10 protein-coding genes are annotated in these 12,533 nt (G+C 73.7%); 8 read left to right on the forward strand and 2 right to left on the reverse strand.

Annotation, left to right across the window (positions count from 1 at the left end; translation table 11 throughout):
* The first annotated feature begins 107 nt into the window (after positions 1-107).
* Entirely contained in the window at positions 108-2,405 is a 2,298-nt protein-coding gene (locus tag D1825_RS15545; protein WP_118768326.1) for a sodium-translocating pyrophosphatase, read from the forward strand.
* 145 nt (positions 2,406-2,550) lie between these two features.
* Here the strand turns inward: D1825_RS15545 and D1825_RS15550 are convergent, their stop codons facing one another.
* The gene (locus tag D1825_RS15550) at positions 2,551-3,573 is read right to left on the reverse strand and encodes an LLM class flavin-dependent oxidoreductase (RefSeq protein ID WP_158580752.1); all 1,023 of its coding nucleotides are present in this window, start codon (positions 3,571-3,573) and stop codon (positions 2,551-2,553) included.
* Between the two features lie 113 nt (positions 3,574-3,686).
* On the opposite strand from D1825_RS15550, the gene D1825_RS15555 reads away from it, so the two are divergent.
* Entirely contained in the window at positions 3,687-4,169 is a 483-nt protein-coding gene (locus tag D1825_RS15555) for a hypothetical protein (RefSeq protein WP_147356276.1), read from the forward strand.
* Between the two features lie 3 nt (positions 4,170-4,172).
* On the opposite strand, the gene D1825_RS18310 is transcribed toward D1825_RS15555, so the two are convergent.
* Positions 4,173-4,340 (reverse strand): hypothetical protein, encoded by a 168-nt coding sequence (locus tag D1825_RS18310; RefSeq protein ID WP_158580754.1) that lies wholly within the window; start codon positions 4,338-4,340, stop codon positions 4,173-4,175.
* Positions 4,341-4,425: 85 nt separating this feature from the next.
* Between D1825_RS18310 and D1825_RS15560 the strand changes: the two genes are divergently transcribed.
* The 6 genes from D1825_RS15560 (at position 4,426) to D1825_RS15585 (ending at position 12,445) form a co-directional block, all read left to right on the forward strand.
* Positions 4,426-5,943 carry a DUF7059 domain-containing protein gene (locus D1825_RS15560; RefSeq protein ID WP_118768329.1) on the forward strand — a complete coding sequence of 506 codons (1,518 nt, stop codon included), beginning with the start codon at positions 4,426-4,428 and terminating at the stop codon, positions 5,941-5,943.
* A 166-nt stretch (positions 5,944-6,109) separates the two neighbouring features.
* Positions 6,110-7,294, forward strand: a complete 1,185-nt coding sequence (locus D1825_RS15565) for an efflux RND transporter periplasmic adaptor subunit (protein WP_233549939.1) — start codon at positions 6,110-6,112, stop codon at positions 7,292-7,294.
* On the forward strand, positions 7,287-8,030 hold the full coding sequence (locus tag D1825_RS15570) for an ABC transporter ATP-binding protein (RefSeq protein WP_118768331.1): 744 nt from the start codon (positions 7,287-7,289) through the stop codon (positions 8,028-8,030). Before D1825_RS15565 ends, D1825_RS15570 begins: the two co-directional genes overlap by 8 nt.
* Positions 8,027-9,259 carry an ABC transporter permease gene (locus D1825_RS15575; RefSeq protein ID WP_118768332.1) on the forward strand — a complete coding sequence of 411 codons (1,233 nt, stop codon included), beginning with the start codon at positions 8,027-8,029 and terminating at the stop codon, positions 9,257-9,259. Before D1825_RS15570 ends, D1825_RS15575 begins: the two co-directional genes overlap by 4 nt.
* A 35-nt stretch (positions 9,260-9,294) precedes the next feature.
* A complete protein-coding gene (locus tag D1825_RS15580; RefSeq protein WP_118768333.1) occupies positions 9,295-10,266 on the forward strand; it encodes a DUF5666 domain-containing protein in 972 nt (323 codons plus the stop codon).
* The gene (locus tag D1825_RS15585) at positions 10,259-12,445 is read left to right on the forward strand and encodes an HlyD family efflux transporter periplasmic adaptor subunit (protein WP_118768334.1); all 2,187 of its coding nucleotides are present in this window, start codon (positions 10,259-10,261) and stop codon (positions 12,443-12,445) included. Before D1825_RS15580 ends, D1825_RS15585 begins: the two co-directional genes overlap by 8 nt.
* Positions 12,446-12,533: the final 88 nt, after the last annotated feature.

Consider the following 12,533-nt stretch of genomic DNA (forward strand, 5'->3'; position numbering starts at 1 on the left):
CGTCACCGACCGGCTGTTGCGCGTGACTAGACTGCCCGGGTCCGGCGGCAACGGGGCCGTGGGGCGAGGCGTGATCAGGGGACCACGCCGACTTCCGAGGAGGATGCATGATCGAGCTCGGTTCCACGAGCATCACGATCGTCGCCGTCATCGCCGCCATCGCGGTAGCCGCGCTCGTGATCGCAGCAGTGCTGCGCCGCCAGGTGCTCGCGGCCGGTGAGGGCACGGCGTCGATGCAGGAGATCGCCAAAGCGGTCCAGGAGGGCGCATCGGCGTATCTCAACCGTCAGTTCCGCACGCTGGCCCTCTTCGCGGTCGTCGTGTGCGCGTTGCTGTTCCTGCTGCCCGGCGACGCCGGCATCAAGTGGGGACGGTCCATCTTCTTCCTCGTCGGCGCGGTGTTCTCCGCGTCGATCGGGTTCCTCGGCATGTGGCTCGCGACGCGCGCCAACCTGCGTGTCGCCGCGGCGGCCTCGGAGAAGGGCGGCCGGGCCGAGGGTGCGCGGATCGCGTTCCGCACCGGTGGCGTCGTCGGCATGTCGGTCGTCGGCCTGGGCCTGCTCGGCGCCGCGAGCGTCGTGCTCATCTACCGCGCGGACGCGCCGTCGGTGCTCGAGGGCTTCGGCTTCGGCGCGGCGCTGCTCGCCATGTTCATGCGCGTCGGCGGCGGCATCTTCACCAAGGCCGCCGACGTGGGCGCCGACCTCGTCGGCAAGGTCGAGCAGGGCATCCCCGAGGACGACCCACGCAACGCCGCGACCATCGCGGACAACGTGGGCGACAACGTCGGCGACTGCGCCGGCATGGCGGCCGACCTGTTCGAGTCGTACGCGGTGACGCTCGTCGCCGCGTTGATCCTCGGCAAGGCCGCGTTCGGCGAGCAGGGCCTCGTGTTCCCGCTCATCGTCACGGCCGTCGGGGCGATCGTCGCCGTGATCGGCGTGGCCATCACGCGGGTGCGCGGCGAGGAGTCGGGCCTGGCGGCCATCAACCGCGGGTTCTACATCTCGGCCGTCATCGGCGTGGTGCTCGCGGCGGTCGCCGCGTTCGTCTACCTGCCGTCGTCCTTCGCGGACTTCACGAACGGCAACCTGCCGGACCACGACGGCGACCCCCGCCTGATCGCGTCGCTCGCGGTCGCGATCGGCGTCGTGCTCGCGGGCATCATCTTGTGGGTCACGGGCTACTTCACCGGGACGACGAGCAAGCCGACGCTGCACGTCGCGGCGACCACCCGCACCGGCGCGGCGACCGTGGTGCTCTCGGGCATCGGGGTCGGCTTCGAGTCCGCGGTCTACACGGCGGGCATCATCGCGGCGGCGATCTGCGGCGTCTTCCTCATCGCCGGCGGGTCCATCGGCCTCTCGCTGTTCCTCATCGCGCTCGCGGGCTGCGGGCTGCTGACCACGGTCGGTGTCATCGTCGCCATGGACACCTTCGGCCCGGTGAGCGACAACGCGCAGGGCATCGCGGAGATGTCCGGCGACGTGAGCGAGGAGGGCGCGCAGATCCTCACCGACCTGGACGCCGTCGGCAACACCACCAAGGCCGTGACCAAGGGCATCGCGATCGCGACGGCCGTGCTCGCCGCGACCGCCCTGTTCGGCTCCTATGCCGACGCGGTGGCGACCAAGACCGCCGAGGTGGCGGGCGGTCCGCTCAGCGACCTGACCGCGGCGATGATGAACTACTCGATCATCAGCCCGATCACGCTCGTCGGCGTGATCCTCGGCGGCGCGACCGTGTTCCTGTTCTCGGGCCTGGCGATCGACGCCGTGACCCGGGCCGCCGGCGCGATCGTGTTCGAGGTGCGTCGCCAGTTCCGCGACCACCCCGGGATCATGACCTACGAGGAGCGTCCGGAGTACGGCCGCGTCGTCGACATCTGCACGCGCGACTCGCTGCGCGAGCTGGCCACGCCCGGCCTCCTGGCGGCCTTCGCGCCGATCGCCGTCGGCTTCGGCCTCGGCATCGGCCCGCTCGCGGGCTTCCTCGCCGGCGCGATCGGTGCCGGCGTGCTCATGGCCGTGTTCCTCGCCAACGCGGGCGGCGCGTGGGACAACGCGAAGAAGATCGTCGAGGACGGCCACTACGGCGGCAAGGGCTCCGACGCCCACGCCGCGGCCATCATCGGCGACACGGTCGGCGACCCGTTCAAGGACACCGCCGGCCCGGCCATCAACCCGCTGCTCAAGGTGATGAACCTCGTGGCGCTGCTCATCGCCCCCGCCGTGGTCGTGGTGACCGTAGGCCCCGACGCCAACACGGGGCTGCGCCTCGGCATCGCGATCGTGGCCGCGCTCATCGCGTTCGGGGCGGTCGTCGCGTCCCGGCTGCGGGCGGCGCGCGTGGACCGCGAGGCCGAGCGGGACCAGGTGCCCGCGCAGGACGCGCTCGTCCCCTGACGCGTCGCACGACGACGGCCCCCGGGAATCCCGGGGGCCGTCGTCATGTCAGGACGCGGCCTGCCCGCAGGGGTGGGCAGGCCGCGTCGGCTCGTGCCTCATGATGCTCCCCGTGGGGCCGTGAGGACCAGGGTGCTGTCGCCCGTCAGCGCGCGGGCGTCCACCCCAGGGCCGGGGCGACCGACGTCGCGACGTTCTCCAGGATGCGGCGGCTCATCGCGTGGGTCGCATCCGCGGGCAGCACGACGTCCAGGCCCGTGGCCTCCCGCAGCGCGACGTCTGCGGACAGGCTCGCGACGACCTCGTCGGGCGACCCGTGGTGCGTGGGGCTGAACACGCCGAACCCACCCTGCTTGGGCCGGCCGCGCTCGTCGAACCGGCCTGCATACCAGGCGATGTAGTCGGCGAACAGCTCGTCGTCGGCGGGCGTGACCGACGGCAGGACGATGCGCCCGGCGACGACACGGGGTGTGCGGCCGGGCACGTCGAACGCCGAGCGGTAGGCCACGATCTGGTCGCGCTGCCCCTCCTCGAACGAGCGGCCGTCGTCGTTCGTGTTCAGGGTCGACACCAGCAGGTCCATGCCCTGCTCGCCGGTGCGGACCGCGGTCTCGACCGAGCCGGGGCCGTACCAGACGCGGCCGGCCAGGCCCGGGCTGTGCGGCGTGACGGTCAGGGGCGTGCCGGGCGGCGCGATGGGGAAGCCGCCCTCGGGCGCGACGGCGACGGGCTCGTCGGCGAGCGCCGCGCGCAGGCGGGCGATGCGGTCCTGCGACTCGTCGTCGAACGAGCGCTCGCTCGCGCCGTGCACCGTGTCGAGGAGCGTCGAGGCGGGCTTGATGCCGCCCGCGACGCCTAGCTCGAGGCGTCCGCCCGAGAGCAGGTCCACCGTGGCCGCGTCCTGCGCGACGCCGATCGGGTCCGCGTACCGCATGGGCAGGACCGCGGTGCCGAACCGGATACGGCTCGTGGCCTGCCCGATCGCGCCGAACAGCGGGAACGGCGAGGACAGGAACCGCTCGAGCTGCCGCACGCGGACCCAGCCGATGTCGTAGCCGAGCTCCTCGGCGTACTGGAACAGGTTGACCGCGTCGCGCAAGGAGTCGGCGGCGCGGGCGGGGTCGTCGTACGGGACGAACGTGAGGAAGCTGAGTTCGAGTCGGGTCACGAACGGCAGCGTAGGACGACGGGGGCGCGCACCGCCGCGGCGTCGGCCGGGTGTCCGGATGGCAGACGTCATCGCCCGGTCGGGTGACGCGCCCGTGCGCGTGAGCTGGGAACATGTCCGCGGTGACGAAAGGGGCAGGTATGAGAGCGGAGTTCTGGGGGATGGTGCCGCGCGGGCGCCTTCTCGTGGCCTACCTAGTCACGCTCGTCTTGGCGTTTCCCTTGATGTCCCTCGCTGACGCGTGGATCGGCAGTAACTGGAGCTTCGTGCTCTTCATCATCGTGATCCTGCCCTTGGCCGAGCTCGTGGCGTTTAAGGTCGTGCGCCCCGCGCCCGAGATCAAGTCCGTTCCGAACCCGACAACCGTCACGGCGGTCCACGTCACGCTCGTCGAGGTGGGCCCGGATCGCCGCGCGGTGACGGGCGCGCTGCTGCGCCATCGCTACCAGTACGAGGCCGCCAAGCGTCTGGCGGGCGGCGTCCCGTCGACGCCCATCGTCGTAGCAAGCGGGCTCACGGCCGAGGCCGCCGACGCCTGGCGGCGCGACCTCGAGAAGGCGCACGCCGTCGTCACGGTCGGTCCGTCCGCGGGCTGACAGCTATGTCGGCTCGGCCCCCGTCGGGTCGGTCGGGTAGATCTTGCGCTGCGTGTCCTCCTGCGTCGGCCCCTGCGGCGGCTGGTCCTCGTCGCCCGGGCGAGACGCTGGCGCCGCCTCGACGGGATCGGGGGAGTCGCCCTCGAACTGGCTGGTCGTCTCGTCGGGCATGGTCGTTCCCCTCGTCGGGCATCGGGTGGCCCCCTCACTGTCCGCCCGCTCGTCGCGCGGCGCATCCGCACCCGACAATGGGCGCATGACCCCGCCGAACCCTGACCCGACGCTCGTCGAGACCCTCCGCTCGGACCTCACGGCCACGGGCTACGGCGTCGTCGGCGTCGAGGAGCTGCTGGGCCCCGTCGCGGCGGACGCGCTGCACCGCGAGGAGCCGGTGCCCGCGCTCCGGGCGAGCGCGGCGAGCTCGGACCCCCTCGCGGCGCTGGTGCGGCTCTTCCTGCTCGGGCTCACGGTCCCCGGCGACGCCGTGGAGCGTGCGCTGCCGCGCCTGGGTGTCGAGGGCGCGGCACGGCTCGGCCTGCTCGAGAAGTCCGGCGACGAGGTCCGCGCCCTGGTCGACCTGCGGCCGTACACCGCGGCCGACGGCCACGGCGAGGTCGACTGGTGGATCGCGTCCGACCTCGGCGAGCTGGCCACGGGCCGGGCGCTGCGGACCGACCACGTGCTCGGGGTCGGCGGCGCGTCGACGACGTTGGCGCAGGTCACCGTGCGAACGGAGGTTGGGCGCGTGCTCGACCTGGGGACCGGGTGCGGGATCCAGGCGCTGCACGCGAGCCGCCACGCGCAGCAGGTCGTCGCCACGGACATCTCGCAGCGCGCCCTGGCGTTCACGCGCTTCAACGCGGCCCTCGCGGGCGTGGAGCTCGACCTGCGGCTCGGGTCGATGCTCGACCCCGTGGCCGGCAGCGAGCTCGACCTCGTCGTGAGCAACCCGCCGTTCGTCATCACGCCGCGCTCTGCCGACGTGCCGGCGTACGAGTACCGCGACGGCGGCCGGGCGGGCGACGCGATCGTGCGCGAGCTCGTGACGGGCGTGGGCTCGGTGCTCGCGCCGGGCGGGGTCGCGCAGATGCTCGGGAACTGGGAGGTGCCGCGCGGGTCGTCCTGGGACGAGCGCGTGGGGCAGTGGCTCGACGATTCCGGGCTCGACGGCTGGGTCGTCCAGCGCGAGCTGCAGGACCCGGCGCAGTACGCCGAGACCTGGATCCGCGACGGTGGCACCACGCCGGACCGTGACCTCGACGCGTGGCGCACCCGCTACGCCGCGTGGCTCGACGACTTCGCCTCGCGGGACGTCGAGGCCATCGGGTTCGGCATCATCACGCTGCGCCGGCCGCCGCTCGGGGTCGCGACGATGCGCCGGCTCGAGGAGGTCACGGGCACGGTGCAGCAGCCGCTCGGGCCGGCGATCGCCGCGTCGCTCGCAGCCGAGACGTGGCTCTCGTCGTCGTCCGACGACGTGCTCGCCGCCGCGCACCTCGTCGTCGCACCCGACGTCACCGAGGAGCGCTACCTGACGCCCGGCGCGGTCGACCCCCAGGTGGTGCTGCTCCGGCAGGGCGGCGGGTTCGGGCGCGCGGTGCAGGCCGGGACCGCGCTCGCCGGGTTCGTCGGCGCGTGCGACGGGGACCTGTCGGCCGGGCAGATCGTCGGCGCGCTCGGAGCCCTGCTCGGGGTCCCGGCGCAGGACGTCGCCGCGGACGTGCTGCCGAGTGTGCGCGGGTTGGTGCGCGACGGGCTGCTCACGCTCGCGTAACCGCAGGTCACGCCCTCACAGCCTGGTCATAGGTTCCTGATACGCCTCCACCAGGTGGCCTCCCTAGGTTCTGGATCAGATCGCCACCAGGACCGTGAGGGAGAGCATGCGCGCGCGTTGGAGAAGGACCCGGCCATGGGTTCGGGTCGTCGGAGCAGTCGTCATCGTGGGGCTCGTCGCCACGGGTGCATGGTGGATGTGGTGGCGCCAGCCCGCGTCCGCCGAGGCGCAGGGGCCGACGACCCGGACGGTCGAGGCGAGCCTGTCGACGATGGAGAAGACCGTCTCCGGCACGGGCACCCTGGAGCCCACCGTTCAGGAGGACGTGAGCTTCGCGGTCTCGGGCACCGTGACGAAGGTCAAGGTCGCGGCCGGCGACACGGTCACGAAGGGCCAGGTGCTCGCCACCGTCGACACGCTGACGCTGGACGCCGACCTGCTGTCCGCCAAGTCGACTCTCGCCCAGGCAGAGGCGCGGCTCTCGGACGCCGAGGACGCAGCCGACGGCTCCGACTCGTCGGACGCGCAGGTGGCCGCCGCGAAGGCGCAGGTCGAGGTCGCCCAGGCAGGGGTCGACGACGCCGACGCGGCCGTCGACGACGCCGTGCTCAAGGCGCCCGCCGCGGGCCTGGTCACGACCGCCGACCTCGAGGTCGGCGACGTGGTGACGACCGGGTCCACCGGTTCCAGCGGCGGCGGCGCCGCCCAGCCGTCGAGCCAGTCGAGCACCTCGACGACCACGAGCACCGGCCAGTTCGTCATCGTCGGGACCGGTGCGTGGCAGGTCGCGACGACGGTCAGCGAGGCCGACGTCGCGAACGTCGCCGCGGGGGACCAGGTCGAGATGACGTCCGACGACCTCGCCGACACCCTCTACGGCACCGTCGCCTCGGTCGGGCTCGTCTCGACCAGCACGTCCGGCGTGGCTGCCTACCCGGTGGTCGTCGACGTCACGGGCGACACCACGACGCTGCACGACGGCACGAGCGTCGACGTCTCGATCATCTACGAGCGCCGCACCGACGTGCTGACGGTCCCGGCCCTCGCGGTCACGACGGCCGACGGCGCGAGCACCGTCACCGTCCAGGCGACCGACGGCACGCAGAAGAAGGTCACCGTCACGACGGGCGAGACCTCGGGCAACCTCGTCGAGATCACGGACGGGCTCGCGGAGGGCGACGCGGTCGTGCTGCAGACGTTCCAGGCCGGCACGGGCAACCGGCAGGGCGGCCAGACCGGCCAGCTCCCCGGCGGCGGTGACTTCCAGGGTGGCTTCCCGGGTGGCGGCGACTTCCAGGGCGGCCCGGGCGGCGGCCAGGGTGGTCCGCAGGGCGGTGGCACCAATGGCTGACCTCTTCGACGCCTTCGCGTCCACGGGCACCGTTCTCGCCGAGCACGGCTCCCCGGTCATCGAGCTCGTCGGCGCCCGCAAGACCTACCGCACCGGCAGCATCGAGTTCGAGGCCCTGCGCGGCATCGACCTGCGGATCGAGCAGGGCGAGTACGTCGCGATCATGGGCCCCTCGGGGTCCGGCAAGTCGACGCTGATGAACATCATCGGCTGCCTCGACACCCTCACCGAGGGTGACTACCGGCTGGCGGGCGACGACATCGCCGAGCTCGACGAGATCGACCTGGCCCAGATCCGCAACCTGCGCATCGGGTTCGTCTTCCAGCAGTTCCACCTGCTGCCCGCGCTGTCCGCGTGGCGCAACGTCGAGCTGCCGCTCATGTACCGGCAGGTGCCCGTGGGCGAGCGCCGGGCGCGTGCCGCGGCCGCGCTCGAGCGCGTCGGCCTCGGCGACCGGGTCGCCAACCGGCCCGGCGAGCTGTCCGGCGGTCAGCAGCAGCGCGTCGCGGTCGCCCGTGCGCTGGTCGGCGAGCCCGACCTGCTCCTGGCCGACGAGCCGACCGGCAACCTCGACTCGCAGTCGACCGCCGACGTGCTGGGGCTGCTCGACGAGCTGCACCAGCAGGGCCGCACGATCGTCCTGATCACGCACGAGCTCGAGGTCGCGCAGCACGCGCGGCGCATCGTGTGGGTGCGCGACGGGCTCATCCAGTCCGACGAGGTGATCGACCGGTGAGCTGGCTCGAGACCCTCCGGACGGGCTGGTCCGCCGTCCGGTCGCACGGCCTGCGCTCCGCACTGACGGTGCTGGGCATCCTCATCGGCATCGCCGCGGTGATCCTCACCGTCGGCCTCGGGCTCGGGACGCAGAAGGACGTCAGCGCGCAGATCAGCTCGCTCGGCTCCAACCTGCTGATCGTCACGCCCGGCAGCAGCACGGGCACGGACGGCGTGCGCGGCGGGTTCGGCTCGGCGGCCACGCTGACCCGGGCCGACGCCGAGGCCCTCGCGTCCAGGACCAACGCGCCCGACGTGTCCGCGGTCGCCCCCGAGAAGTCGACCTCGGCCAGCCTCGAGGCGAACGACACCAACTGGACGACGACCGTCACGGGCACCACCGCCGACTGGCTCGACGTGCGCTCCCGCGAGCTCGAGAACGGCACGTTCCTCACGGCGGCCGACGACACCGACCGCGCGAACGTCATCGTCCTCGGCTCCGAGACCGCCACCGAGCTGTTCGGCACCACGCGCGTCGTCGGACAGTCCGTGACGATCGGCGACGACGACTACCAGGTGATCGGCGTCCTGGCGGCGGAGGGTGCCAGCGGCTCGGAGGATCTCGACGACCTCGCGCTCGTCCCGTTGTCCACGGCGTCCGAGCAGCTCGTCGGCGGCAACGCGCGCAGCTCGGTGTCGACCATCTACGTGCAGGCCGCCTCGACCGACCAGCTCTCCGCGGCCAACCAGGAGACGACCACGCTCCTGCTCAACCTGCACGGCATCACGGCCACCGACTCGGCCGACTTCACGGTCAGCTCGCAGGACGCCCTGGTGTCGACGGCGACCGCCGTCTACCGGACGCTGACCGTGCTGCTCACCGGCATCGCGGCGCTGTCCCTGCTCGTCGGGGGCATCGGCGTCATGAACATCATGCTCGTCTCGGTCACCGAGCGGACGCGCGAGATCGGCCTGCGCAAGGCGCTCGGTGCCCCGCCGTGGGCGATCCGCCGCCAGTTCCTCGTCGAGGCGTCCGTGCTCGGCCTCGCGGGCGGCGTCATCGGCGCCGGGCTCGGCATCGTCGCGGCCCACGTCCTGCCCGGGCTGCTCGACACGTCGATCGTCGTGTCCGGCGCGGCCGTGGCCGGCTCGGTCGTCGTGGCCGTCGGCATCGGCCTCGTGTTCGGCGTCTACCCGGCCACGCGAGCAGCCCGCCTCACCCCCATCGACGCGCTGCGGTCCGAATGACCCGCGCGGCTTCCACCACCCCCAGGAGCTCCACCATGTCCCGTACCCGCCCCTTCCTCACGCTCGCCGCGCCGCTCGCGGTCGCCGCGCTCGTGCTCGCCGGGTGCTCCGGCGGGTCCGAGCCCGCCGCGACCGCCGAGCCGGCAGCGACCGCCGCTCCCTCCGCACCCGCCGCCGCGGACGGTAACGCCGCACGCGGGGGCCCGATGGGCGGTGGCGGCACCACGGGCCAGATCGCCCAGGTCGGCGACGCGACGCTGCAGGTGCGCGACGACGACGGCCAGACGACCGTGACCTGGAGCGACGACACGACGTTCTCCGCGACGACCACCGGCACGCTCGCCGACGTCACGGTTGGCTCGTGCGTCACGGCGATCACGGGCGGCGCGCCCGGTTCGACCGACGACAGCACCTCCGCCGACGCGGCCGCGACGAGCGTGAGCGTCACCGCCGCGACCGACGGCGAGTGCACGACCGGCTTCGGCGGCGGGCGCGGCGGCGGGACCCCGGGCGACCGGCCCTCGGGCGCCCCGACGGACCTGCCGAGCGGCATGCCGACGGCGGGCGCGGGCCAGCCCGGCGACGCCCCGACGGGTGGCACGGGTGGTCGAGGCGGCTTCGGCGGCTTCACGACCGGCAAGGTGACCGCGGTCGACGGCTCGACCATCACGGTCGACGCCGCCGGCCAGGACGGCGCCACGACGAGCAAGGCCGTGACCGTCGACTCCTCGACCACGTACTCGGCCACCGCGAAGGCGAGCGCGAAGGCGCTGGCCGTCGGCGCGTGCGCGTCGGTGCAGGGCAAGGCCGACGACAAGGGCGCGGTCGCCGCGACGCGGATCGTCGTCTCGCAGGCCACCGACGGGGAGTGCAGCACGGGCTTCGGCGGCGGCTTCGGCGGACGTCCGGGCGGGCAGGGCGGACCCGGCGGGCAGGGTGGCGCCGGGGGACAGGGCGGACAGGGTGGTCAGGACGACACCAGCACGCAGGGGTCGGCCGATGCCTGAGCCCACGCGTCCCTGTGGCGCCGCCCGTCGGCGCAAGCGCCGCCGCCGCATCGCGGTCCTCGTCGTCGTGGCCGTCGTCGCGGTGACGCTCGTCGGCGGCGGGGTCGCGCTCGCGGCCGGTCGTGAGGACGGCGAGCACTACCGCACGGCCACCGCCGCGCTCGGCTCGGTCACGCAGCGCGTCGACGCGGTGGGCACCGTGAGCTCGGCCGAGCGCCGCGACGCCTCGTTCTCCGTGGCCGGCACGGTCTCGAAGGTCGATGTCGCTGTCGGCGACACGGTCGAGGCGGGCGACCCTCTCGCCTCGCTGGACCCCGCCGACCTGCAGTCCGACGTCGACGACGCGACCTCCGCCCTCGCGGACGCCAACCAGCAGCTCTCCGACGACCTCGACTCGCAGACGTCGACGAGCACGACGAGCGCCACGACCACCGCGACCGGCGCCTCGACGTCCTCCGCCGCCGCAGCCATCACCCCCGCGGTGTCGACGGGCGGCGCCGTCGTCTCGAACGCCGCCTACGTGTCGGCGGCGGCTCCCGGGGCGGCGAAGCCCAGCGCGAGCCCGAGCGCCGGTGCGGGATCGTCGGACGTCGACGAGGCCCTCGCCGCGGTGCACGACGCGCAGGCCGCGCTGCTCGCGCGGTACGACACGACGACGAAGACGCTCACGGCGAGCGGCGACGCGGTCGACGCCTCGACGGCGGCGTGCACCGCGTTCCTCGCGGTCACGACGGCCTCCGGCGCCGCGGCGACCGGCGACGTCCTGACGATCACGCCGGGCACGGCAGCGGCAGGCTCGGCGGTCAAGGTCGTCGCGTCGGGCGCCGGCAGCGACCCGGTGCAGGTGCGGCTCGCCTCGAGCGGCGACGTGCTCACCGAGGTCCCGCCGAAGGACGGCGCGTTCACCGTCGGCGTCGTCCTGCCCGCGGGCACCGCGGCCGGCTCGGACGCGCTGCGGCTCACGACCGCGGACGGCACGGCGATCTCGTCGACCGCGCTGACGGTCACCGCCGCCGACGACGGCTCGGTCGCCGACGCGCTGGCGGCCTGCCAGGCAGCGATCGGCGACGCGCTCGACGCGGCGACCACCGTGGGCGACGCGCAGACGACGCTCATGTCGCTGGCCAAGGACCTCGACGCGGCGGTGACCGCGTACGCGAAGGCCGTCGACGAGGCAGGCGGCGCAACCACGCCGACGACTCCGACGACGCCCACGACCCCCACGAAGCCGAGCCAGCCGGCCAGCCAGCCCACGGCGCCCAGCGACCACGCGACCCAGCCGACGGCCCCGACCGACGGCCGCACGGGCACGGACGGCACCGGCGGCACGGGCACCGGGGGCACCGGCACAGGAGGCACGGGCACCGGGGGCACGGGCACCCAGGGCGGAGGCCAGACCACGACCCAGGCCGCCACGGCCGCGGACATCGTCGCCGACCGCGCCGCGATCGACCTCGCGCAGGCCAACCTCGACATCGCCACGAGCAAGCTCGCGCTGGTGCACTTGACCAGCCCCATCGCGGGCACGGTCGCGGCGGTCTCGATCGCCACGGGCGACTCGGTGAGCGCGTCCTCGACCACGGCCGTCGTCACGATCCTCGGCGCCGAGGGCTACACCGTCACCACGACCGTCCCGCTCGGCTCGATCGACGTCGTCCAGGTCGGGCAGTCGGCGGACCTCACCGTGCGCAGCACGGATGACACGCGCACCGCGAAGGTCTCCAGCATCGGCATCCTGGACGTCTCGACCTCCTCGACCCCGGCGTACACGGTGGACCTGGCGGTCGACCCGACCGACGTGCAGCTCTACGACGGCTCGTCGGCGCAGGTGCGCATCGAGGTCGCCGGGGGCGCGAAGGTCCTCACCGTGCCGACCTCGGCCGTGCACGTCGACGGCTCGGCCACGACGGTCCAGATGCTCGAGGGCGGCACGGTCTCCTCGGTCCCGGTCGTGCGCGGCGCGGTGGGCTCGGAGCTCACGGAGATCACGTCGGGCCTGAGCGCGGGCGACGAGGTCGTCCTCGCCGACCTCACGGTGTCGATGGACTCGAGCGGCGACTCCACGAGTGGCGGCCTGTCGGGACTCGGTGGGTCGACGACGGAGGCGCCGGGTAGCGGACGCTTCCCCGCCGGCGGGTTCCAGGGCGGCGGGTTCCAGGGCGGCGGCAACCGCGGCTGATCTGTCCATCCCGGCGAGGCCGGGACTCACGGCGCCGCCCGCGTCGGTAGGCTCGCGGGCGGCGCCAGTGTCGGCGCGTCGAGACCCT

It is taken from the genome of Cellulomonas rhizosphaerae (assembly GCF_003470205.1).
In the GTDB taxonomy this organism is placed as follows: domain Bacteria; phylum Actinomycetota; class Actinomycetes; order Actinomycetales; family Cellulomonadaceae; genus Cellulomonas; species Cellulomonas rhizosphaerae.

What these genes read in the sequence shown, in the direction of transcription:
- D1825_RS15545 (WP_118768326.1), top strand. Translation starts at nt 108, where the DNA reads ATGATCGAGCTCGGTTCCACGAGCATCACGATCGTCGCCGTCATCGCC.
- D1825_RS15555 (WP_147356276.1), top strand. Translation starts at nt 3,687, where the DNA reads ATGTCCGCGGTGACGAAAGGGGCAGGTATGAGAGCGGAGTTCTGGGGG.
- D1825_RS18310 (WP_158580754.1), bottom strand. Translation starts at nt 4,340, where the DNA reads ATGCCCGACGAGACGACCAGCCAGTTCGAGGGCGACTCCCCCGATCCC.
- D1825_RS15560 (WP_118768329.1), top strand. Translation starts at nt 4,426, where the DNA reads ATGACCCCGCCGAACCCTGACCCGACGCTCGTCGAGACCCTCCGCTCG.
- D1825_RS15570 (WP_118768331.1), top strand. Translation starts at nt 7,287, where the DNA reads ATGGCTGACCTCTTCGACGCCTTCGCGTCCACGGGCACCGTTCTCGCC.
- D1825_RS15580 (WP_118768333.1), top strand. Translation starts at nt 9,295, where the DNA reads ATGTCCCGTACCCGCCCCTTCCTCACGCTCGCCGCGCCGCTCGCGGTC.
- D1825_RS15585 (WP_118768334.1), top strand. Translation starts at nt 10,259, where the DNA reads ATGCCTGAGCCCACGCGTCCCTGTGGCGCCGCCCGTCGGCGCAAGCGC.